A 20,917-nucleotide genomic window follows, 5' to 3' on the forward strand; every position below is an offset into this window, starting at 1 on the left:
GGCTTCAGCGGCGGGCGATCCGGTCAACCCACTCGGTCATCATCTGGAACATGTACTCGCCGTGGCGGGCGCCGGTCCGGCCGAGGTCGCGCCATTGCCGCAGGTTCTGGACCGGGTGCCAGGGTTCGTTGCGCTCCTTCTCGGGCAGCCGCTCCCACGCCTCGGTCACCACGGGGTACGAGGCCATGATGCGCGGCACCTCCATCTGCGCCTCGACGGAGAGGATGTAGTCGAGGAAGAGCAGTGCCGCCGCCTTGTGGGGCGCGTTGGTCGGGATGGTGAAGCCGTCGCAGGGCGAGAAGATGCCGGGTTCCGGCACGAAGACCCCGAGCCGGTCCGGATCGAGCCGGCCGCCGCGGACCTCCTGCGCCATGGTGCCGTCCCAGTTCGGGCAGAAGGTGATCTCCTCGGCCGAGAACAACTGCGCGACGGCGTTGTTGCCCTGCGGGTAGGTGCCGGGGCGGTACATGTACTGCTCCAGCTCCTTGAGATAGTCCCAAAGGGGCTTCCAGTCCTTGGCGGCAACGTCCTTGTCGAAGGGGCGGAATGCATACTTCTCGTAGCCGCCGGTCAGGGCATAGATCAGCATCATCACCCAGGTGTGACCGCTGCCACCCTTGTTGACGTCGCAATAGGTGAACTGTCCCTTGTTCTTCTTGGCCCAGTCGAGGACGCCATCAACGGTCTGCGGCATGTCCGATTTCTTGAACTTCTTCTTATCGTACACAAAGCAGTTCTGATAGTTCACCTGTGGCACGAAACAGCCGTACGTCGGGACCATGTCGTGGACAAAGCGGCCGAGTTCCGGCCGATAGGCGATGCGCCGGGCGTTGGGCAGCATGTCCAGAATCGGCACCTCCCAGACGCCGCCGCCCTGCAGCAGGTTCGAGAACGGTTTGCCCCACAGGAAGATCGCGTCGATCGAGCCCTGTTCCTTCTTGTCCTTCACCTCGTTCAGGACCTGCTGTTGCGCGGCGAACCAGTCGCCGTGCCGGTAGGCTGTCTTGATGCCGTACTTCTTCTCGAACTGGCCGCAGAGCTTGTTGAACATCTCCTTGGCCTCGGCCGAGCCCCAGGCGCTGACCAGAAGCTGGCCCTCCTTGCGCCCCTGCTGCTCGATCTCGGCCCAGGACGGGAACCATTTCGGATAGGCCCAGGCCGGATTGCCGTTCTCCGCCATCGTCAGATCGGGCCGGAGCGGTGCCGCCCGGGCCTCGCGCGCGACGTGGCCGAGCGCCGTCAGCGAGAGCGCGGCCGTGCCCGCCGCCTGGATGAAGCCGCGCCGAGCCAATCCCGGACGCGCGAGTTCGGATTGCGATCCGCCGTCTTTCATCTTCGCCATGGTTCCCTCCCGGGCGCCGCCGGTTCTCCGGGACGCATCCGGACACGAGCGTAGGTACAGGTCCGCGGCTTTCGCAAGCGAAACTGATATTGCATTGCGAAAGACGGTGGCGAAATCGCGCGGTAGCTGGGAAGAGTTGTCCGCGCCGATCGCAGTGACGGCACGAATTGACAGGATGAGGTTCACACCCGCATTTTCGTATCTGAAAAATACAGGTCATCCGGAAGGGATGTTGGCAGGGATGGGGCTTCTCGCTTCGATCGACGGCCGCAGCAGCCACCGAGCAGGGGACGGGACGGTCATCGTCGCCCATCGCGGCGGCGCCGGCCTGTGGGTGGAAAACAGCATCTCCGCCTTCCGCCGGGCGCTCGCCGCCGACTATCGCGCCGTCGAGTTCGACGTCCACTTCACTCGGGACGGTGTCCCGGTGGTCATCCACGACCTCACCGTCGACCGCACCACCGACGGGCAGGGCGCGGTCGCGGACATGTCGCTCGCCGACCTCCGTCGGCTGCGGCTCGCCGGGACCGACGGCGAGGTCGTGCCGACCCTGGCGGAGCTCCTCGACCTCCTCGCGCCCAGCGACTGCGCGGCCATCGTCGAGATCAAGTTCTCGGCCGACGCGCCCGACCTCCGGGTGCGCTGCCGTACGCTGGCAGATGCGCTGGATGCGGCGTCGATGCGCGACCGGGTGACCATCACGGCGTTCGACTGGCGTGCGATCGCCGTGATGGCGGAACTCGGCCGCGGCTTCGACCTGACGGGCGTGCTGCGGGCGAGCGACGTCGGCGGCGCCGCCGGCGCCACCGCCGCGGCGCAGCGGGTGAAGGCGATCGGCGGCCGGCAGCTGGGGCTTCAGTTCCAGGCGGTCGATGCCGGCGTGGTCGCGGCCTGCGCCGCGGAAGGTGTCGGTCTGGGCGTTTGGACGCCGAACGCGGCCGACGACTTGAAGCGGCTGCAGCGCCTCGGCGTCGGATGGATCATCACCGACCGCCCGGACCTCGCCCGCATGGAAGAGGAGCGCACGCCATGACCGGCATCCGGCTGGAGGGCATCGTCAAGCGCTACGGAACGGCCGCGGCCGCGCGCATCGACCGGCTCGAGATCGGCGACGGGGAAATCGTCTCCTTGCTCGGCCCCAGCGGCTGCGGCAAGACCACGACCTTGCGCATCGTCGCCGGCCTGATCGAGCAGGACGAGGGCGACCTCTGGTTCGGCGACCGTCTCGTCAACGACGTCCCGCCGGAGCGGCGCAACGCCGCCATGGTCTTCCAGAACTACGCGCTCTTCCCGCACATGACCGTGCGCCAGAACATCGCCTTCGGCCTCGAGGTGCGCCGGCGGCCGCGGGCGGAAATCGACCGCAAGATCGACGCCGTCCTGGAACTGGTGAAGCTGCCCGGGACCGGCGATCGCCTGCCCAAGCAACTGTCGGGCGGGCAGCAGCAGCGCATCGCCATCGCCCGTGCCCTGGCGACCGAGCCGGACGTGCTGCTGTTCGACGAGCCGCTCTCCAACCTCGACGCGAAGCTGCGCGAATACATGCGGTTCGAGCTCCGCAAGCTGCTGGAATCGCTGAAGATCACGACGCTCTATGTCACCCACGACCAGGCCGAGGCGATGGTCGTCTCCGACCGGATCGTCGTCATGGACAAGGGTGCGATCATCCAGGTCGACACGCCGCACCGGGTCTATCGCGATCCGGCGTCGCGCTTCGTGGCGGAGTTCGTGGGCACCGCCAGCTTCCTGGAGGGCCGGATCGAATCCTGGGACGCGGCAGCGGGCCGGGGGACGGTCTCGCTCGCCGACGGGTTGAGCCTGGCCGGGCGCGGCCATGGACTGAAACCGGGCGACGCCGCGGTGCTGTGCGTCCGACCGGAGGCGATATCGCTGCTGCCGCCGGACCAGTCCGGACCCGGCGACCATGCGGGGTCCGTGGACGCGGTCGTCGATCTCGGGGAGGTGATCGACTACCATGTCCGCCTTGGCGGCTGGACCCTGCGGACCCGGACCATCGCCGGGCCGCGCCCCGGCGGCCCCGGCGATCGCGTCGCCGTGCGCCTCGATCCGGAGCGCTGCTACGTTGTCGCAGGGTAGTGCGGCCGCGTTGCCGGGCCGGAATCCGGCGCCATGATCGAGCGGCGGAACATGACATCGTGGGCCGTTCGCGCAACCTCCTGCCATCCGGCGCGCCGGTAGAAGCCCTCGGCGCGGGTTCCGGCGCCGGTCGTCAGCGTCGCCGTGCGATGGCCGGCGCGATGCAGCGTGCCGAGTGCGGCCTGGAGCAGCGTCCGGCCGATGCCGCGGCCGTCCTGGCCGGGTTCGACGAACAGCGCCCAGATCGACCCGTCGCGGGGGTCGGCGGCCGAGAAGCCGCGAATCGTCCCGTCCTCCTCCCATACCCAGACGTCGGAGCGGTCGACGAACCAGGCGCAGTCGGCGGCCGTCACCCGGCTCGGATCGATCAGCGGGTTCTCGGTGACCGCGAGCCGGATCTCGAACAGGCGCGGGATCTCGGCGTGGGTGGCGCGGCGGACGATGGCATCGGTCATGCCTGCCGCATATCAGCGGCCGAGCCGGAGGCATAGAGGGCGGCGGTCAGACGACGAGCAGATCGCCCGGCCCGAGGTCCGCGCGGGTCAGCCCGGCCAGGACCAGCCGGTTGCCGGCACCGAGATCGACCGCGACGCCTCCGTCGGCGTCGACCGCCCGATCGAGGAACGTCGCGAAGTCGACGATGCCGCTGCCGTTGGCGTCGGCGGCGAGTTCGATCCGGTCGGTGCCGGGGGCGAAGTCGGCGATCCGGTCGACCCCGCCGGCGGCCGCGAAGACGAAGACGTCGGCGCCGGACCCGCCCGAGAGCTCGTCGTCGTCGCGGTCGCCCGCGAGGCGGTCGTCGCCGGTCCCGCCGAGGAGACGGTCCTGCCCGCGGCCGCCCCGCAGCGTGTCGTCGCCGGCGCCGCCGAAGAGATGGTCGTCCTGCGGGCCGCCGTTCAGGCGGTCGCGGCCCGCGCCGCCGGCGAGCGTATCGTCGCCGAGGTCGCCGTTGAGGAGGTCGTCGCCGGCGCCGCCGTCGATCAGGTCGTCGCCCTGGCCGCCCAGCACCGTGTCGTCGCCGCCCCCCGCGCCGGCCGGACCGTCGCCCAGAACCGTGTCCGAGCCGAGACCGGCCGCCAGGAGGTCGTTGCCGTCGTTCCCGGCCAGCCGGTCGTCGCCCTGGTAGCCGGCGATGACGTCGTCGCCGCCGGCGCCGGCGATCGCGTTGGCGAGGGCGTTGCCGTCGGCCGCGAGATCCTCGGCTCCGGCCAGCACCAGGTCGGGAACGAAGGCGGGCAGCGCGACCGACTGCGACGCATGGACGGCCAGGATGCCGTCCGCCTCCGTCAGCGCCGCCAGGTCGGCCGGGGTCGTCCCGGCGGCGGGGGCGAGGGTGAACACCGACGCGGGCGGCGGCGGGGGTGGCGGGGGCGGCGCGACGAAGATGTCGTCGCGGATCGCGAAGCGCCCGTCGACCAGGGTGACGAACGCGTCGAGCCGGATGTCGTCGGCGATGCCGTTCCGCCGCGAGGCCGGGGAGGGGACCGTGCCTTCGGCGCCGCTGTCGAGATATTCCGCGGCCGCGAGGTAGAGGAACTTGTCGTGATAGGAGACGTCCGCCATCGCGTCGGCGCGGCCGCCGCGGTCGACGAGGAAGTACTGGTCGCCGGCGACGCCCAGCACCTCCGCGACCACGCCGATGGCGTCGTCGGCCATGACGAGGTTGGTGACGGCGCTGCTGTCGCCGTCCTCGCCATAGGCATATCCCGGATTGCCGAAGGTCACGGCCTCGAAGCGCGGATCCGAACGGTGCTCGTCGGCATAGGCCTGGGCCATGGCGCCGCCCATGCTGTGGCCGGTCGCGTAGACGTGGCGGATGCCGCCGTCGGCGGCGAGATAGGCGTCGACCTGCTGGCGAAGTTCCTGGAACTTGGCGTAGTGCGCCGGCATCGACAGCCAGTTGAGGTAGTCGGTCCAGTCGCCGTCCGTGCCGCGAAAGGCGACGAAGAGCGAGTCCCCGGAACGCAGCACCAGTGCCGCCGCGGTGCCGGTCTCGGACCGGAAGAGGCCGTCGTCGTAGCGCGGCGAATCCCAGGCGATCGGCTGGAACAGCGAGGGCGGGAGCGGAGCGTCGCCGTAGGCGGCGATGGCGAGGCTCGCCAGCGCCGTCAGCTTGCCGCCATAGGCACTCCAGACCCGTTCGTCGTCCGCTGTCGTGGACATCCCCCGCGCTCCGCTCCGGCGCCGCTGGCCGGCGCGGCCGCATTCTAGCCGATCGCACGGCGGTGGCAGGGCGGTTGCGCTTCCGGTCCGTCGCGCGTCATCGTCGGCAGGGAGACGGCGCGGCACGGAGGGACGGTGACGGCGAACGAGACGACGCGGCCGGCGATCCGGCCCTGGCATGTCGTGGCGGCAGCCTTCCTGGGTGCGGCGCTCGGCGCCGCGGCGACGGGCGCGCTGGTCGGCCCGGGCGCGCCGGCCCTCGTGCCGCCGTCCGGTGCCTGCCGCGAGGCCGACGGCCGCTTGGCGGAGGTCGCGACCCTGCTGGAGGACGCAGCGGCGCCGACCCTGGTCGCGGCGGATGCCGGCCGGCTGCTGGCCGCGGCCGCGGGCACCCTGTCGGCGATCGAGGCGCGGCTGCATCGCCACGGGGCGTGCCGTGCCGGGGAGATCGCCGCGCTGCGGGCACGCATCGCCGCCCGGCGCGCGGCGGCGCGCGAGGTCGCGCTGACCCCGGTGCTGGCTGCGCTCGAGCGCGACGGGACCGTGGCCGACGGACGGGAGGGGCATGCGGCGATGGCCGCCCTCGCCGCCGCCCGGCTGGCGCTGGCCCGGGCGCAGGCCGACGCCGGCGGCGAGCCGGACGAGACCATGCAGGGGCTCCAGCGCCGGCTCGAGGCCGCCTATGGCGAGTGGGCGCGCGAGCAGCAGCGCCGCTACGATCTCTGGGCGCTCGGCGAGGCGCGCGAACTCGATCGCTGGGCGCGTCGGCGCCTGAGCGACATCCCCCTCCGCGGCGCCAGCCGAGAGGAGATCGCGGCCGAACTGGTGCGGCGGATGGGGCCGGTCGACGTCCGCCTGACCGGGCCGGCGGTGCAGGCGGTCCATGCGGAGCTCTTCCAGCGCCTGTGGCGCGAGCTGGGCGAGGAGGCGCGCATCGCCGTGGTCGCGGACCTCGTGGCCGCCGCCAAGCGCCGACCGGAGGAGTTCTAAGTGGTACGGCGACGGCCGGGCGTCCGGGCGGCGATGCTGGCGACGCTCGCCGCCGCCGTGCCGCGGCCGGCCGGGGCCGACGCCTTCGACGCCGCGGTCCGGGCGCTGGCGGTGTCCGCCCGGGCGCCGGCGCCGGCCGGCGAGGACCTCCTCGGCGAGCCGGGCGCCGGACCCTCCGGCTGGCTGGTCCGCCGCCAGAGCGAGCGGATCGAGCAGGCCTTCCTGGTCGAAACCCTTCAGGTGGTTCGTTCCCACCTGCCGCTGCCGCCGGGCCTGGGACTGGCCGTGTCCGTCTATGACGTTCTCGATGGCCGCAAGTCGCCGGCCGAGTTCGTCGTCGGCTATGTCGGCGGCGAGGCGATGGACGTCGTCTTCACCACCGTCCAGGGCGCGATGCTCGCCCTGGCGGCCAAGTCGGCGGCAGGCGGCGGCGCCCTCTCGGCGGCGGGCGTGGGACTGCCGGCGGCGGCGCCCGCGGTCGCGCCGGCGACCGGCGCCGCCGGCGGCACGCTGACGGTCGTGCGGGTCGGGGCCGCCGCTCCTGGCCTGTGGGGTGAACTGGTCCTGTTCGGGGCGGTCGGCGTGGCGACGGTGGCGACGGCGGCGGCCTCCGCGCTGGTCGGCTGGGGATGGCGCCACCACCAGGAAGAATCGTGGCGCTCGGCCGAGGCCGAGGGGCTTCTCCAGGGCGCCGAGCGGGCGGTCGCCCGACCGCCCTTACCTGCCAGATAATCGACCGCTCGCGCCGCCGGGGCGATCCTCCGGGCCAGCCGCGGCACTCCGCCGCGATGCGCCCGTCCGAGAAAGGATCGCCCCATGGCCCATGCCGCGTCCCGAACCTCCGCCGCCACCCGGCCGGCGGGCATCGCCCTCCGCCACCTCCTCGTCGCCGATGCCGCGGTCAGCGGCGCCTGTGGGGTGCTGATGGCGGCCGCCGCCGAACCGCTGGCCGGCCTGCTCGGCCTGCCGGCGGCGCTGCTGCTGCCCGCGGGCATCGTCCTCCTGCCCTGGAGCCTCCTCCTGCTCTGGCTCGCCCGCCGTCCGGTCCCGTCCGCGGGGTGGGTCCGCGCCGTCATCGCCGCCAACCTCGTCTGGGCGCTCGACTGCGCGCTCGTCCTGGCCGCCGGCTGGTTCCGGCCGACCGGCCTCGGCGTCGCCTTCGTCCTCCTCCAGATCGTGGCCGTTCTCGCCTTCGCCGGCCTCCAGCACCGCGGGCTGCGCCGCCAGTCGCCGGCATAGGCACGATCCACCCCGACTGCCGCCCGCGACCGCCGACGAGCCGCATGTGCAGGCCGGCCGGCACCGTCTTCGACGTCCTCTGCTGCGGCTTCCGGGTCGGCTCGCTCGACGTCTCGATCCCGAACCCGCACGGGACCTGAAACCGTCCCCAATATCCTCGCAAGCCTCGATCCGCGGGCCTTGGTATCAACCGGGGACGTGGACCGTGAAGGCGGGCACCGGCACGAACTCCTCATCGCCCGTGGTGCCGTCGCGCCACATGAAGGTGGCGAAGCGGCCGGGGCGGTCGAGGCAGGTCAGGCCGTGGTGCCAGGTGTTGGGCCGGTAGGTGACGCCCTGGCCGGGGCCGGCGACGAAGGCGACGGCGCGGGCGACGTCGGGGCCGCCTGCGGCGGCGTGCGGGCAGACGATGACGATCCAGCGCGAGGCGTCGATGGCGACGAAGCTCTGGGAGGAGAACTCGTGCCGCTCGAGCAGCGTCGCCTGCATCGGCAGGGCTTCCAGCGGCGCCCGCACCGACAGTGACAGGCTGGGCCACGCGCCGGGCCGCAGGTTGCCCAGCGCCGCCTCGAAATAGTTGCGGCCCGGTGCCTCGGGCAGGGTCAGGACGTCGCCATAGGGGGCGAAGGCCTCCTGGGTCAGCTTCTGGGCGGTCAGTTCCATGGCATCCTCTGGCTCGACATGCGCCGGGTGGGACCGGTCGGGCGCTCCAGCCCCAGCATCGGGGCGCGCACGGCGGCGATCAAGACGCCGGAGACGGCGGCGACGCGGATGTCGAGCGTGGGTTCCGTCCTCCCCCGCACGCGGACCGGCGGCATGTCGCTGCGAAGCCCGCCGAGGAACGGCGACACCGGCACGGTGTCGAGCGCGGCGACGAAGGCCCGGAAGGCGGCCGGCGTCGTGCGCAGGACGACGGGCGCGCCGCCAGCCCGGACATTCGCTATTGCGCGACTTCCTTGTTGAAGCGCTCGATCCAGCCGGCGCGCAGCGGATTGATTTTCGACCAGTCGTGGCGCACGAAGCCCGCCATCTCGTCGAGCGACTTCATCGGCAGGTCGGGCCCGAACTCGACCCCCTTGTTGACCGGGACGAAGTTCCACGGCGGCTTGACGAGGGCGGCCTGGACGTCGCGGCCGATGACCGCGTCGATGTAGCGGCAGGCGTTCTCCGGTTCGGCCGCGCCCTTGGCGACGTGCATGGTGGTGAAGAAGGCGACGGCGCCCGAGGCCGGCTTCACGAACGCGATGTCGACGCCGCGCTCCTTCAGCGTCGAGACCGTCTGGGTGCTGGCGTAGAGGACGTCGCACCGGCCCTGCCGGAAGAGCCCTGCCATCGCCTGGGGCGCGCCGATCGTCGCCACCTTGGGCAGCACCTTGCGCATCTCGGCGAAGAACGGGTCGAGGTTCGTCTCCGAGCCGCCGAACCGGCGGGCGATCTCGATGATCGAGACGGTGCCGAAGGTGGTCTGGAACCCGGTGAGGCCGAGGCGGGACACCCACGGGTCCTTCAGGAGGTCGTCCCAGTCCTTGGGCGGCGGCAGCTTCTTCGGATTGTAGGCGATGCCGACGACCTGGGCCGCGACCGTCACGCCCCACTCGTCGGCGAGGCCGTCGGGGATCGCCGACAGGTTCTTCAGCTTCTTCGGGTCGAACGTCTCGAAGACGCCGACATCGATGCCGCCGGCCCGGGGGCCGGGATCGAGCACGAAGACGTCGAAGGTCGGCCGACCGCGCGCGGCGCGCGCCTTGGCGATCTGGTCGACGGCGTAGAGCGGCTGCAGCTCCAGCCCGACGCCGTCGGACCCGGCGAGCGCCGGGGCGACGATGCCGCGGAACGCCTCCTCCCAGGCGCCGGGATAGATCGCCGCAGTGACCGAGCCGGCGGCGCGGGCCGGCCGGGCCGCGAGACCGGCGGCGCCGAGCGCCGCCGTGCCGGCGAGGAAGTGCCGGCGGGTCATTGGCACGATCATGCGTCTCCCCTCTCGTCTTCGGCCGCGCGACGACGCTCATCCGCCCGCCGCCCTCCCCGCCGGGGGCGTCGGCGGTGTGACCGTGCCGCCGGTGCCGAGCTTCTCCTCCCGTCTCCGGCCCCTCGCGGCCGATCAGATGACGACCGGCTCGAACCGCCCCGCGCCGGTCAGCCGGGAGAGGACGCCGTTGTGGATGTCGAAGCTGAAGCCGTGCAGGCCGAGGCGGCCGGCCGCCGCCTCGTCGCCGATCCAGGGAAAGCTCTTCAGGTTGTCGAGCGAGAGGCGGACGATGGCCGCCTCGTAGAGGGCAATCCGCTCCTCCAGCGGGCCGGTCTCGGGAATCTGCGCCCGCACCCCGGCCGCCATCTCGATCCAGGGCTCGACGAAGTCCTGGGCCTCGGCCGGGGCGCCCTCGACCATGGCGCGGACGCCGCCGCACTGGGCATGGCCCAGCACGACGATCTGCCGGACCTTGAGCACGCGCACCCCGAACTCGAGCGCGGCGCTGGTGCCGTGGGACTGGCGGTCGGGGCCGTAGGGCGGAACCAGGGCGGCGACATTGCGCACGACGAAGAGCTCGCCCGGCACCGCGCCGAAGATGGTCTGGGGATCGACGCGGCTGTCCGAGCAGGCGACGACCAGGGTCTCCGGTCGTTGCCCCCGCTTCGCCAGCCGCTCGTACCGGGCCCGCTCCGCCGGCCAGATTTCGCTCCGGAACCGGCGGTAACCTTCGAGAAGTGCGTCCATGTGCTGTCCTGATCGGGAGTGCGGCTGCGGTCGGTCGGCGATGCTCAGGATAGACCGGAGCGCCCCTCGGGGGCGAGCCGCCCGGGCGCCGGATCGCGCATCGCCTGTTCGGCCATGGCGGCCGCGCTATTGCGGGTCCGCCACACCGAATAGCCCATTCCGGCCGCCAGGATGGCGACGGTGATGCCGAGCGACCATTCCGGCGGCACCTTGTCCAGGCCGAAGAGGTCGGCGACGAAGACCTTGCCGCCGATGAACACCAGCAGCACGGCCAGCGCCTGCTTCAGGTAGGCGAAGCGGTGCAGGATCGCCGCCAGCGCGAAGTAGAGCGCGCGCAGGCCGAGGATGGCGAAGATGTTGGAGGTGTAGACGAGATAGGCGTCGGTCGTGATGGCGAAGATCGCGGGCACCGAATCGACGGCGAAGATGACGTCGGCGACCTCGATCAGGACCAGCGCCAGGAACATCGGCGTCGCCGCGCGGCGCAGTCGGCCGGTCTGCGGATCCGGGACATGGACGAAGAAGCGCTCGCCGTGCAGTTCGTCGGTCACCCGGAAGAGCCGCCGCGAGAAGCGCAGGACCGGGTTGCGCGACAGGTCGGGCTCGTGGTCGCCCGCCCACAGCATCCGGATGCCGGTGAAGACGAGGAAGGCGGCGAAGACGTAGAGCACCCAGGCGTATTCGGTGACGAGCGCGGCGCCGGCGCCGATCATGATCGCGCGCAGCACGATGACGCCGAGGATGCCCCAGAAGAGCACCCGGTGCTGCAGTTCGCGCGGAATGGCGAGGTAGCCGAAGATCATGGCGATGACGAAGACGTTGTCCATCGCCAGGCTCTTCTCGACGATGAACCCGGTCAGGTACTCGATGCCGGCCTGCCGGCCGAGTTCGAGCCAGACGAAGCCGCCGAACGCCAGGCCCAGCGTCATGTAGAAGGCGGACAGGCCGAGGCTGCGGCGGATGCCGATCTCGCGACTGCCGCGGTTGAGAATGCCCAGGTCGAAGGCCAGCAGCACGGCAACGAGGCCGAGGAACACCAGCCACATCCACATCGGCTGGCCGAGAAACGGAATGCTCGCGAATTGGTCCATCGCTCCCTCTCGAACGTTCGAGGGGCGGCTCGCGCGGAAACGGCGTCGGAAGACCAGACCGGACCCGGCATCGAGCGCACCCGATGCGGTCCGACATCACGACCCGCAAGGGTCGCCAGAGGGGCCCGGCCCGCGACCGCCGAGATAGTGCGGGGGCCGCGTCGCGGCAAGGGGCGATCGACGCGGGTCTTGCCAGATCGGGAAGGCGATGGATTGATCCTGGTCCTTGCAAGCCCGGAGCGTGCTCGCCGATGCCCATCGAACCATGGCTCGCCTTCGTCGCCGCCTCGGCCGTGCTGGTGGCGATCCCGGGACCGACCGTCCTCCTCGTCGTCTCCTATGCACTCGGCCACGGCCGGCGATCGGCCGTCGCCACCGTCGCCGGGGTGGCGCTCGGCGACACCACCGCCGTCGTCGCCTCGCTGCTCGGGCTCGGTGCCCTGCTCGCTGCCTCGGCCACCCTCTTCCTCGCCCTCAAGTGGATCGGTGCCGCCTATCTCGTCTATCTCGGCGTCCGGCTCTGGCGGGCACCGGTGTCGGACGACGGCGTGCCGGCCGCCGGCCCGGCCAGCCCGCTCCGGATCTTCCTGCACGCCTACGGAGTGACGGCGCTCAATCCCAAGGGCATCGTCTTCTTCGTCGCGTTCCTGCCGCAGTTCGTCGATCGCGGCGCTGACGTCGTCCGCCAGCTCGTCCTCCTGGCGGCGACCTTCGTCGTCATCGCCGCCGCCAACGCGACGGCCTATGCACTCCTCGCCGCGACGGCACGGCGCGCCGTCCGCCGGCCCCAGGTCCAGCGCTGGGTCAACCGCACGGGCGGCGGGTTCCTGGTCGGCGCCGGGCTCCTGACGACCCTCTGGCAGCGCCAGCCGACATGAACTTCGCGTGAAATAGCGAAGTTGCTGCACAAAAGGGGCGCGCATCGCGACCCGGGCATCCATAATCGGGGCTTCCGCAATCAGAACTGGGTCGGAAATCCGGGATGCTCCATCACACGCCGCTCATCGCCACCATCGTCGCCGGCCTCGGCCTCGCCTTCGTTCTGGGCGCCGTCGCCAACCGACTGCGCATCTCGCCGCTGGTCGGATACCTGCTGGCGGGCATCGCCGTCGGCCCGTTCACCCCGGGCTTCGTCGCGGACCAGGGGCTGGCGAACGAACTGGCGGAGATCGGCGTCATCCTGCTGATGTTCGGCGTCGGCCTCCATTTCTCGCTGGCCGACCTGATGTCGGTGAAGGCGATCGCGATCCCGGGCGCGATCGCCCAGATCGCGGTCGCGACCCTGCTCGGCATGGCGCTCGGGTGGACCATGGGCTGGCCGCCGGGCGCGGGCTTCGTGTTCGGCCTGGCGCTGTCGGTCGCCAGTACCGTCGTCCTGCTGCGCGCCCTGCAGGAGCGGCGCATGGTGGACAGCGAGCGCGGCCGCATCGCCGTCGGCTGGCTCATCGTCGAGGATCTGGCGATGGTGCTGGCGCTGGTGCTGCTGCCGGCGCTGGCCGGGCTGCTCGGCGGCAGCTTCGATCCGGCGACGCGCCCGGACGACCCGCTCGGCGCCCGCGACGTCCTCACCACGGTCGGCCTGACGCTGGCCAAGGTGACGGCCTTCGTCGTCCTGATGCTGGTGGTCGGGCGCCGCATCATTCCGTGGATCCTGCACTACGTCGCCCACACCGGCTCGCGCGAGCTGTTCCGCCTGTGCGTCCTGGCCGTGGCGCTGGGCGTCGCCTACGGCGCGGCGGTGCTGTTCGGCGTCTCGTTCGCGCTCGGCGCCTTCTTCGCCGGCATGATCCTCAGCGAATCGCCGCTGTCGCAGCGCGCCGCCGAGGAGACGCTGCCGCTGCGCGACGCTTTCGCCGTGCTGTTCTTCGTCTCGGTCGGGATGCTGTTCGATCCCTACAGCCTGCTGCGCGACCCGCTGCCGCTGCTGGCGACGGTGCTCATCATCGTCGCGGGCAAGTCGGTCGCCGCCTTCCTCATCGTGCGCGCCTTCGGCTACGGCTCGGGCACGGCGCTGACCATCTCGGCCAGCCTCGCCCAGATCGGCGAGTTCTCCTTCATCCTGGCCGGCCTCGGCGTCAGCCTGCACATCCTGCCGGAGACGGGGCGGAGCCTGATCCTGGCCGGTGCCATCCTGTCGATCCTGGCCAATCCATTCCTCTTCGCCGCGCTCGACGCTCTTCGCGCGCGGGCGGAACGGGCGCGGGCTGCGGCGGCCACGGCCGCCGCGGGGCCGCCGCCGCCGGTCCAGGACCCGGAACTGCCGGAACTGGTCCCGACGCAGCTCTCCGATCACGCCGTCATCATCGGCTATGGCCGCGTCGGCAGCATCGTCGGCGAGGGGCTGGCCGGCACCGCCTGGCCGGTCCTGGTCGTCGAGGAGCGGCAGACGCTGGTCGACCGGCTCCGCGGCGAGGGGACGGAGGTGCTGCCCGGAAACGCGGCCGACCAGACGCTGCTGGCGGCGGCCGGGCTCGAGCGCGCGCGCATGCTCTTCGTCGCCATCCCGGAGGCGTTCGAAGCCGGGCAGATCGTCGCCTCCGCCCGCGCGATCAACCCTGGGCTCCGCATCGTCGCCCGTGCCCATTCCGACGCCGAGGTCGAGCATCTGCGCGGCCACGGCGCCGACGAGATCGTGATGGGGGAGCGTGAGATCGCGCGCGCCATGCTCGCCTATGCCGCGGCCGCGGTCGGGCCGCCGGCGGCCGCGGCGCCCGCGGCCGAACCGGGGCGGGAGGCGCCGGACGCCACCTGACGGGCGGGCCTTCCCGGGCCGGGCCGGCATGCTAGGCTGGCCTGCCACTGCCCGCCCGTGCCATGCCGGATTCCCCGCTCGCCCAGCGCCTGCACCGACTGCTCGACCCGCGCGGGCGGCCGACCCGTGGCGCGAGCTGGATCAATCGCGGGCTCGCGGTTGCGATCGTGGCCAGTTCCGTCATGGCGATCCTCGACACCGAGCCCGCGCTCGGCGAGGCGGCGCCCGGGCTCTTCCTGTGGGCCGAGCGGATCTTCGGCACGATCTTCGTGGTGGAGTACCTGGCGCGGGTGATCGCGGCCGGCGCCGATCCGCGTTTCGCCGGGCGTGGCGGGCGGCTGCGCTACGTGCTGACGCCGGTCGCGATCATCGACCTGATCGCGATCCTGCCGCTCTTCCTGGGCGCGGTGGTCGGCAACACCCAGCTCGTGCGCCTGCTGCGGCTCTTCCGCCTGCTCCGCTTCTCCCGCCTCGGAGCGTTTTCGCGCGCGGCCGTGATCCTTGCCCTGACGGTTCGGGCGCGGCTGCCCGAGCTCCTCCTCAGCCTGATGGTGGCGCTCGTCGTCCTCATCTTCTCGGCGACGCTCATGTACCTGATCGAGGGCGACGTACAGCCCGCCGCCTTCGGCAGCATTCCCCGCGCCATGTGGTGGGCGATCGCCACCCTGACCACGGTCGGCTATGGCGACGTCTACCCGGTGACCGCGGCGGGGCGGGTGCTGGCCGGCCTGACGGCGCTCGCCGCCATCGGCCTGATCGCGGCGCCGACCGGCATTCTCGCCACCGCCTTCGCCGAGGCGCTGAGGCGCTACCACGAGGAGCGGACGGTGCTGCTCGACGAGCTGGAGGGGCGTCGATGAGCCCGACGCTCGGCCGTTTCCTCGATGGGCTGGCCACCCGCCACGGCGCGCGCACCGCCTGGTGGTACGGCGCCCGCGCGGGCAGCTTCGCCGACCTCGCGGCCGAGAGTCGGCGGGTGGCCGGCGGCCTTGCCCGGCTCGGCGTCGGCCCGGGGGATCGCCTGCTGCTGTGGCTGCCGAACGGGCCCGCCTGGCTCGCGACCCTCTTTGCGGCCGCCCGTCTCGGTGCCGTCGTCTTCTGCGCCAACACGCGCTTCCGGCAGCGCGAGATGGCCGACCTGATCGGCCGCGGCGGCGTCGGCACCATCGTGCTCTGGCCGGGGTTCAAGGGCCTCGGCTTCCTCGACATCCTGGCCGGAGCCGATCCCGCCGCCTTCGACCGGGTCCGCAACGTCGTCCTCTACGACGAGGGCGAGGAGCGGCCGGCGCTGCCCTCGGTCCTGGCCGGTCGGCGGATCGTCCCCTACGCCGATCTCGCGGCCGCGCCGCCCGCGGCCACGGAGGCGGCGGACGCCGCGGCCGGCGTCGCCGTCTTCACCACCTCCGGCACGACGAAGGCGCCCAAGTTCGTGCTCCACCCGCATCGGTCCCTGACCGCGCATGCCGGCATGTCGGCGGCCGCGATGGGCTATGGCGCGGCCGGGACGGCGACGCTGCAGGCGCTGCCATTCTGCGGCGTCTTCGGCTTCTGCCAGGCGATGGCGAGCCTTGCCGCCGGCGCGCCGATGGCGATCGAGCCGTTCTTCGACCCCGCGACCGCCCTCGATGCCGTCGCCCGCCACCGCCTGACCGCGACCAACGCGACCGACGACATGCTGGAGCGGCTCCTGGCGGAGGACCCCGCCGGGCGGCGGCTGGCGACCCTGCGCCGCTGCGGCTTCGCCGCCTTCAAGGCGCCGGAGCGACGCGATCTCGTCGATGCCTTCGACCGTTTCGGCACCCGACTGCACGGGCTCTACGGGATGAGCGAGGTGCAGGCGCTCTATGCGATGCGGGCGGCGGACGATCCGCCGGAGCGGCGGGTGCTGGGCGGCGGCCGGCCGGTCGCGCCGGCGGCGCGCGTCCGCATCGTCGCCGCCGACGGGGAAGGGGCGGGCGAGCGCAGGCTGCCGGACGGCGAGGCCGGGCTGATCGAGGTGTCCGGCCCCAGCCTGATGATGGCCTATCTCGACGACCCGGCCGCCACGGCCGCGACGCTGACGGCGGACGGGTTCCTGCGCACCGGCGACATCGGCTTCCGCGAGCCGGACGGCAGCTTCGTCTACCTGACCCGGGCCGGCGACGTCATGCGCCTGGGCGGGTTCCTTGTCTCGCCGCGCGAGATCGAAGCCTTCCTGGAGGACGAGCCGGCGATCGACCGCGCCCAGGTGGTCGCCGCGGCGACGGCCGAGGGGCCGCGCGCCGTCGGCTTCGTGACGCTGAAGCCGGGGGCGGACCTCGACGAACCGGCGCTGCTGGCCCGCGGCCGTGCCGTGCTCGCCCGCTACAAGGTGCCGGCGCGCGTCTTCGCGGTCGATGCCTTCCCGACGACCGAGAGCGCCAACGGCATGAAGATCCAGCGCGCGGTCCTCCGCGAGGAGGCGGCCCGGCGCATCGCCGCCGGCTGACGGCTACTGGGCCCGACCGGGGACCGGCCCCCTGGGTGTCGCACAGACGCAGTAGCTTCCGGCCGGCGCCGGTGCCGCCATGCGGCAGGTTCCGACGGCCGTGACGCAGGTCGTCGCGGTGCCGCCGGTGCCGGCCGTGCAGCCGCAGACCCGCCGCGCCTCCCAGGTCGGCAGCCCGCGCTGCTCGTAGGACTGGACGCACTGCGGCGTGCAGGTCGTCGTCTGTGCCGCCGCGGGCGCGGCCGCGAGGAGGAGCAGGGCGAGGATCGTCCGCCGCATCGCTCAGCATCCCGGGTCGAAGGTCGGCATGACGTCGCGGTCGCCGCTGCGCAGCGTGTAGGTGACGATGCCGGGCCGCATGCAGAATTCCAGTTCCGCCGGCGGAACCCCGATCCGTTCCTTGACGACGACGTCGTAGAGCGACCGCGTCATATAGAGGTACTTGATCCGCTTGATGTCGGGGGCGTCGTCGTTTCGCAGCACGACGAAGCGGTAGCGCCGCGGATTGTGGTTGTCCTCGGGGTGGATGTAGATGCGGTAGTTCGGGTCGTCGAAGAAGTGCATCAGCACGTCGTCGGCCGAGGCGTAGATGTAGCCCTCGAAGACCTTGCGGCTCCAGGTCTCGTCGATCCGGGCCTGGATGTAGTCGCGGCTGCGCTGGCGCTGGTCGGGGAAGACCACGAACACCTGGACATAGAAGAACCAGAGGATCGCGACCGCGACCAGCACGATCGAGAAGATCGAGTTCATGCGCCAGTAGCGGCGCGAGGTCTCGACCACGACGCTGCGGTGGCGATCGTCGGCGATCTTCGCTTCCAGGCTGGCGACGAGCCAGCGCTGCCCGAAGACCGGGATGACCAGGGCGAAGAGGATCGCGAAGAAGGCCGGGGCGCATTGCTGCGCCAGCAGGACCAGACGCTCGAACTGCTCGGTCTTGTCGAGCAGGGCGGTCAGATCGGACATCGGCGAAGCCTCCCGCAGGGGCGCTTGCTCGATGGCACGATAAGCGCCGCCAATGGGTTCGGGAAAGGTCCCGATCGGTCCAATATCGATGGTGCATTTGGAGCGATTGCGATCGCCCCCCGGTCGGACCGCCGCCGCGACGGACCTGCCGACGCCGCGGCCGATCTGCTAGAGAAGGCGCGATGTCCAAGCCCGAATCCGCCATCCCCGCCACCGCCGACGTGGTCGTCGTCGGCGGCGGCATCGTCGGCTCCGCCACCGCCTATTTCCTGACCCGCGACCCCGCCATGGCCGGCCGCGTCGTCGTCGTCGAGCGCGACCCGACCTACGCGCGCGCTTCGACGCCGCGCTCGGCCGGGTCGATCCGGCAGCAGTTCTCGACGCCCGAGAACATCCGCATGTCGCAGTTCGGGATGGCCTTCCTGCGCGATCTCGACCGCCATCTCGGGGTCGACGGCGAGCCGGTCGACGTCGGCTTCCGGGAGAACGGCTATCTCTTCCTCGCCAGCGCCGACGGCGTCGGCGTCCTCGAGGCGAACCACCGGGTGCAGCGGGCGTGCGACGCGGCGGTGGAACTGCTCGACCCGGCGGCCCTGGCGCGGACGTTCCCGTGGCTCGCGACCGAGGGGATCGCGGCAGGCTCCTTCGGCACCGCCAACGAGGGCTGGTTCGACCCGCACACGCTGCTGATGGCCTTCCGCCGCAAGGCGCGGGCGCAAGGCGCCGTCTATGTCGAGGACGAGGTGGTGGCGGTCGAGCGGACCGCCGGCCGGGTCGACGCGGTCGGCCTCGCCTCGGGCGGGCGCATCGGCTGCGGCACCATGGTCTGCGCCGCCGGGCCCAATGCCGGCCGGGTGGCGGCCTTGGCCGGCGCCGAGCTGCCGGTCGCCCACCGCAAGCGCTTCGTCTACGTCTTCGACTGCAAGGAGCGGTTTCCGCAGATGCCGCTCGTCATCTGCCCGAACGGGGTCTGGGTCCGGCCGGAAGGGGCGGGCTATGTCTGCGGTACCTCGCCGCCCGAGGACCAGGACCCGGACTGCGAGGATCTCGAGCTCGACTACGCCATGTTCGACGACGTGGTGTGGCCGACGATCGCCGAGCGCATCCCCGCCTTCGAGGCGATCAAGCTGACCGGCGCCTGGGCCGGCCACTACGACTTCAACACGGTCGACCACAACGGCATCATCGGCCGCCATCCCGAGGTCGCGAACCTCATCTTCGCCAACGGCTTCTCGGGGCATGGCCTGCAGCAGGCGCCGGCGACCGGCCGCGCCGTCTCGGAACTGATCCTCGCCGGCCGCTTCGTGACGCTCGACCTCTCGCGCTTCGCCTATACCCGTTTCGCCGAGGGCCGGCTGGTGCAGGAGATCAACGTGGTGTGACGGCGCCCCTCACTCCTCCTTCGGGTCGAAGGCGTCGCGCAGGCCGTCGCCGAGGAGGTTGAGGGAGAGCACGACGGCGACGATGGCGAGGCCGGGCCACCACGACATCCAGGGCGCCTGGCCGATGAAGTTGCGCGCGGTGTTGAGCATCGACCCCCAGGAGGGGGCCGGCGGCTGCTGCCCGAGGCCGAGGAAGGAGAGGGCGGCCTCGGCGATGATGGCCGCCGCCATCGCCAGCGTCGCCTGCACCATGACCGGCGGCAGGACGTTGGGGAGGACGTGGCGGAGCGCGATGCGCAAGGGTGGGTTCCCCAGCGCGCGGGCCGCCTCGACATAGTCCTCGACCGTCACGGCCAGCACCTGGCCGCGGGTCAGCCGGATGAAGACCGGCATCGCCGTGATGCCGATGGCGATCATCGCGTTGGTCAGGCTGGGACCGAGGAAGGCGGCCATGGCGATCGCCAGGATGAGCGCCGGGCAGGCGAGCAGCCCGTCGGTGATCCGCATCAGGAGCCCGTCGACCCAACCCCGGGCATAGCCCGAAAGGAGGCCGAGCGGCACGCCGACGGCGAGCGCGATCGCCACCGACACGACGCCGGCGAAGAGCGAGGCGCGCGCGCCCCAGACGACGCGGGAGAGGACGTCGCGCCCGATCTCGTCGGTGCCGAACCAGTGCAGGCCGGAGGGCGGCTTGCGCACCAGCAGGAAGTTGGTCTTCAGCGGGTCGTAGGGGGCGACCCAGGGCGCCGCCAGCGCCATCGCGACGAAGAGCACGAAGACGGCGAGGCCGACCATGGCGGCCTTGCGCCGCCGCAGCCGCCGCCATGCCCGGAAGCGGTCGCGCGGCGCCTCGCCGGCGGCGGGGGCGGAAAGCGCGGTCATCCGCGCATCCGCGGGTTGACGAGGAAATAGACGAGGTCGGCCACGAGGTTGAGGACGATGAAGGCGAGGGCCGTCACCAGGACCACGCCCTGGACCACGGCATAGTCGCGGTTGAAGACGGCGTCGACGATCAGCTTGCCGAAGCCGGGGATCGAGAAGACCTGCTCGGTCAATACCGCGCCGCCGAGCAGTTCGCCGAGCTGGATGGCGCCCAGCGTCACCACCGGCACGAGGGCGTTGCGGAGTGCGTGCCGGCGCACGACCCGCTTCTCGGCCAGCCCCTTGGCGCGGGCGGTGCGGATGTAGTCGGCGCCGAGCACGGTCAGCATCGCCGAGCGGGTGTGGCGCATGAGGATGGCGGCGACGCCCGAGCCCAGCACGAAGGAGGGCATGGCGAGCGACTTCAGGTTGCCGACCGGATCCTCCCAGGGGCTGACATAGCCCGACGCCGGCAGCCAGCCGAGCTCGACGGAGAAGAAGAGGATCAGCATGATCCCGAGCCAGAAATTGGGGATCGAAAGACCGGCCAGCCCGACCGCGCTGGCCGACCAGTCGAGCCAGGTGTCGCGGCGGACGGCGGCGAGGATGCCGGCCGGAATGCCGATGGCGACCGCCCACAGCATCGAGAGCACGGCGAGTTCCGCCGTCACCCACAGCTTGGTGGCGATCAGCCCGGAGACCGGCTCCTTGAGACGGATCGACTCCCCGAGATCGCCCTGCAGCAGGCGGAGGACCCAGTCGCCGTACTGGACCCAGATCGGGTCGTCGAGCCGGTAGAGCGCCCGCATGTGGGCGATGACCGCCGGGTCGCGGTCCTCGCCCGCCAGCAGCAG

General features: G+C 71.9%; 21 protein-coding genes. 10 read left to right on the forward strand and 11 right to left on the reverse strand.

Annotation, left to right across the window (positions count from 1 at the left end; translation table 11 throughout):
• Window positions 1-4: 4 nt before the first annotated feature.
• Window positions 5-1,342, reverse strand: a complete 1,338-nt coding sequence (locus ACE3Q3_RS10960; protein WP_374445727.1) for an extracellular solute-binding protein — start codon at window positions 1,340-1,342, stop codon at window positions 5-7.
• 136 nt (window positions 1,343-1,478) lie between these two features.
• Between ACE3Q3_RS10960 and ACE3Q3_RS10965 the strand changes: the two genes are divergently transcribed.
• Together ACE3Q3_RS10965 and ACE3Q3_RS10970 are read left to right on the forward strand one after the other, a co-directional pair.
• The gene (locus ACE3Q3_RS10965; protein ID WP_374445729.1) at window positions 1,479-2,375 is read left to right on the forward strand and encodes a glycerophosphodiester phosphodiesterase; all 897 of its coding nucleotides are present in this window, start codon (window positions 1,479-1,481) and stop codon (window positions 2,373-2,375) included.
• Entirely contained in the window at window positions 2,372-3,439 is a 1,068-nt protein-coding gene (locus tag ACE3Q3_RS10970; RefSeq protein ID WP_374445732.1) for an ABC transporter ATP-binding protein, read from the forward strand. The genes ACE3Q3_RS10965 and ACE3Q3_RS10970 overlap by 4 nt, the downstream gene beginning before the upstream one ends.
• Here the strand turns inward: ACE3Q3_RS10970 and ACE3Q3_RS10975 are convergent.
• The gene (locus ACE3Q3_RS10975; protein WP_374445734.1) at window positions 3,421-3,894 is read right to left on the reverse strand and encodes an N-acetyltransferase family protein; all 474 of its coding nucleotides are present in this window, start codon (window positions 3,892-3,894) and stop codon (window positions 3,421-3,423) included. The genes ACE3Q3_RS10970 and ACE3Q3_RS10975 overlap by 19 nt on opposite strands.
• Window positions 3,895-3,940: 46 nt before the next feature.
• On the reverse strand, window positions 3,941-5,602 hold the full coding sequence (locus ACE3Q3_RS10980) for a M10 family metallopeptidase C-terminal domain-containing protein (protein ID WP_374445735.1): 1,662 nt from the start codon (window positions 5,600-5,602) through the stop codon (window positions 3,941-3,943).
• Between the two features lie 135 nt (window positions 5,603-5,737).
• Here ACE3Q3_RS10980 and ACE3Q3_RS10985 point away from each other — a divergent pair, with 135 nt between their 5' ends.
• From ACE3Q3_RS10985 to ACE3Q3_RS10995, 3 genes are all read left to right on the forward strand, one after another.
• Entirely contained in the window at window positions 5,738-6,592 is an 855-nt protein-coding gene (locus ACE3Q3_RS10985) for a hypothetical protein (protein ID WP_374445737.1), read from the forward strand.
• Window positions 6,593-7,324 (forward strand): hypothetical protein, encoded by a 732-nt coding sequence (locus ACE3Q3_RS10990; RefSeq protein WP_374445739.1) that lies wholly within the window; start codon window positions 6,593-6,595, stop codon window positions 7,322-7,324.
• Between the two features lie 84 nt (window positions 7,325-7,408).
• On the forward strand, window positions 7,409-7,831 hold the full coding sequence (locus ACE3Q3_RS10995) for a hypothetical protein (RefSeq protein ID WP_374445741.1): 423 nt from the start codon (window positions 7,409-7,411) through the stop codon (window positions 7,829-7,831).
• Window positions 7,832-8,017: 186 nt separating this feature from the next.
• Here the strand turns inward: ACE3Q3_RS10995 and ACE3Q3_RS11000 are convergent, their stop codons facing one another.
• The 4 genes from ACE3Q3_RS11000 to ACE3Q3_RS11015 all read right to left on the reverse strand — a co-directional run bounded on the left by ACE3Q3_RS11000 (window position 8,018) and on the right by ACE3Q3_RS11015 (window position 11,638).
• A complete protein-coding gene (locus ACE3Q3_RS11000; protein ID WP_374445744.1) occupies window positions 8,018-8,494 on the reverse strand; it encodes an ureidoglycolate lyase in 477 nt (158 codons plus the stop codon).
• Between the two features lie 277 nt (window positions 8,495-8,771).
• Window positions 8,772-9,800, reverse strand: a complete 1,029-nt coding sequence (locus tag ACE3Q3_RS11005) for an extracellular solute-binding protein (protein WP_374445746.1) — start codon at window positions 9,798-9,800, stop codon at window positions 8,772-8,774.
• A 132-nt stretch (window positions 9,801-9,932) separates the two neighbouring features.
• The gene (locus tag ACE3Q3_RS11010; protein WP_374445750.1) at window positions 9,933-10,547 is read right to left on the reverse strand and encodes a carbonic anhydrase; all 615 of its coding nucleotides are present in this window, start codon (window positions 10,545-10,547) and stop codon (window positions 9,933-9,935) included.
• 44 nt (window positions 10,548-10,591) lie between these two features.
• Window positions 10,592-11,638, reverse strand: coding sequence for a TerC family protein (locus ACE3Q3_RS11015; RefSeq protein WP_374445752.1), 1,047 nt, complete (start codon window positions 11,636-11,638; stop codon window positions 10,592-10,594).
• Between the two features lie 251 nt (window positions 11,639-11,889).
• On the opposite strand from ACE3Q3_RS11015, the gene ACE3Q3_RS11020 reads away from it, so the two are divergent.
• The 4 genes from ACE3Q3_RS11020 (at window position 11,890) to ACE3Q3_RS11035 (ending at window position 16,857) form a co-directional block, all read left to right on the forward strand.
• Window positions 11,890-12,516 (forward strand): LysE family translocator, encoded by a 627-nt coding sequence (locus ACE3Q3_RS11020; RefSeq protein WP_374445755.1) that lies wholly within the window; start codon window positions 11,890-11,892, stop codon window positions 12,514-12,516.
• 104 nt (window positions 12,517-12,620) lie between these two features.
• Window positions 12,621-14,390 (forward strand): YbaL family putative K(+) efflux transporter, encoded by a 1,770-nt coding sequence (ybaL, locus tag ACE3Q3_RS11025; protein WP_374445757.1) that lies wholly within the window; start codon window positions 12,621-12,623, stop codon window positions 14,388-14,390.
• Between the two features lie 62 nt (window positions 14,391-14,452).
• A complete protein-coding gene (locus ACE3Q3_RS11030; protein ID WP_374445759.1) occupies window positions 14,453-15,250 on the forward strand; it encodes an ion transporter in 798 nt (265 codons plus the stop codon).
• Window positions 15,247-16,857, forward strand: a complete 1,611-nt coding sequence (locus tag ACE3Q3_RS11035; protein ID WP_374445762.1) for an AMP-binding protein — start codon at window positions 15,247-15,249, stop codon at window positions 16,855-16,857. Before ACE3Q3_RS11030 ends, ACE3Q3_RS11035 begins: the two co-directional genes overlap by 4 nt.
• A 3-nt stretch (window positions 16,858-16,860) precedes the next feature.
• Here ACE3Q3_RS11035 and ACE3Q3_RS11040 read toward each other — a convergent pair whose 3' ends face one another.
• Together ACE3Q3_RS11040 and ACE3Q3_RS11045 are read right to left on the reverse strand one after the other, a co-directional pair.
• Entirely contained in the window at window positions 16,861-17,136 is a 276-nt protein-coding gene (locus ACE3Q3_RS11040; RefSeq protein ID WP_374445765.1) for a hypothetical protein, read from the reverse strand.
• Window positions 17,137-17,139: 3 nt separating this feature from the next.
• Window positions 17,140-17,820 (reverse strand): hypothetical protein, encoded by a 681-nt coding sequence (locus tag ACE3Q3_RS11045; protein WP_374445768.1) that lies wholly within the window; start codon window positions 17,818-17,820, stop codon window positions 17,140-17,142.
• 182 nt (window positions 17,821-18,002) lie between these two features.
• Here ACE3Q3_RS11045 and ACE3Q3_RS11050 point away from each other — a divergent pair, with 182 nt between their 5' ends.
• Window positions 18,003-19,202 (forward strand): NAD(P)/FAD-dependent oxidoreductase, encoded by a 1,200-nt coding sequence (locus ACE3Q3_RS11050; RefSeq protein ID WP_374445771.1) that lies wholly within the window; start codon window positions 18,003-18,005, stop codon window positions 19,200-19,202.
• A 9-nt stretch (window positions 19,203-19,211) separates the two neighbouring features.
• Here ACE3Q3_RS11050 and ACE3Q3_RS11055 read toward each other — a convergent pair whose 3' ends face one another.
• Together ACE3Q3_RS11055 and ACE3Q3_RS11060 are read right to left on the reverse strand one after the other, a co-directional pair.
• Complete coding sequence (locus ACE3Q3_RS11055) at window positions 19,212-20,084, reverse strand: ABC transporter permease (protein WP_374445774.1); 873 nt, start codon at window positions 20,082-20,084, stop codon at window positions 19,212-19,214.
• Window positions 20,081-20,917 (reverse strand): ABC transporter permease (locus ACE3Q3_RS11060; RefSeq protein WP_374445776.1); only part of this gene is annotated, 837 nt, incomplete at its 5' end. The genes ACE3Q3_RS11055 and ACE3Q3_RS11060, both read right to left, overlap by 4 nt.

The organism is Allostella sp. (assembly GCF_041913585.1).
In the GTDB taxonomy this organism is placed as follows: domain Bacteria; phylum Pseudomonadota; class Alphaproteobacteria; order ATCC43930; family Allostellaceae; genus Allostella.

Coding starts and splice junctions, on each gene's coding strand:
- ACE3Q3_RS10960 (WP_374445727.1), bottom strand. CDS start 1,342: ATGGCGAAGATGAAAGACGGCGGATCGCAATCCGAACTCGCGCGTCCG.
- ACE3Q3_RS10970 (WP_374445732.1), top strand. CDS start 2,372: ATGACCGGCATCCGGCTGGAGGGCATCGTCAAGCGCTACGGAACGGCC.
- ACE3Q3_RS10975 (WP_374445734.1), bottom strand. CDS start 3,894: ATGACCGATGCCATCGTCCGCCGCGCCACCCACGCCGAGATCCCGCGC.
- ACE3Q3_RS10980 (WP_374445735.1), bottom strand. CDS start 5,602: ATGTCCACGACAGCGGACGACGAACGGGTCTGGAGTGCCTATGGCGGC.
- ACE3Q3_RS10995 (WP_374445741.1), top strand. CDS start 7,409: ATGGCCCATGCCGCGTCCCGAACCTCCGCCGCCACCCGGCCGGCGGGC.
- ACE3Q3_RS11000 (WP_374445744.1), bottom strand. CDS start 8,494: ATGGAACTGACCGCCCAGAAGCTGACCCAGGAGGCCTTCGCCCCCTAT.
- ACE3Q3_RS11005 (WP_374445746.1), bottom strand. CDS start 9,800: ATGATCGTGCCAATGACCCGCCGGCACTTCCTCGCCGGCACGGCGGCG.
- ACE3Q3_RS11010 (WP_374445750.1), bottom strand. CDS start 10,547: ATGGACGCACTTCTCGAAGGTTACCGCCGGTTCCGGAGCGAAATCTGG.
- ACE3Q3_RS11015 (WP_374445752.1), bottom strand. CDS start 11,638: ATGGACCAATTCGCGAGCATTCCGTTTCTCGGCCAGCCGATGTGGATG.
- ACE3Q3_RS11020 (WP_374445755.1), top strand. CDS start 11,890: ATGCCCATCGAACCATGGCTCGCCTTCGTCGCCGCCTCGGCCGTGCTG.
- ybaL (WP_374445757.1), top strand. CDS start 12,621: ATGCTCCATCACACGCCGCTCATCGCCACCATCGTCGCCGGCCTCGGC.
- ACE3Q3_RS11030 (WP_374445759.1), top strand. CDS start 14,453: ATGCCGGATTCCCCGCTCGCCCAGCGCCTGCACCGACTGCTCGACCCG.
- ACE3Q3_RS11035 (WP_374445762.1), top strand. CDS start 15,247: ATGAGCCCGACGCTCGGCCGTTTCCTCGATGGGCTGGCCACCCGCCAC.
- ACE3Q3_RS11040 (WP_374445765.1), bottom strand. CDS start 17,136: ATGCGGCGGACGATCCTCGCCCTGCTCCTCCTCGCGGCCGCGCCCGCG.
- ACE3Q3_RS11045 (WP_374445768.1), bottom strand. CDS start 17,820: ATGTCCGATCTGACCGCCCTGCTCGACAAGACCGAGCAGTTCGAGCGT.
- ACE3Q3_RS11050 (WP_374445771.1), top strand. CDS start 18,003: ATGTCCAAGCCCGAATCCGCCATCCCCGCCACCGCCGACGTGGTCGTC.
- ACE3Q3_RS11055 (WP_374445774.1), bottom strand. CDS start 20,084: ATGACCGCGCTTTCCGCCCCCGCCGCCGGCGAGGCGCCGCGCGACCGC.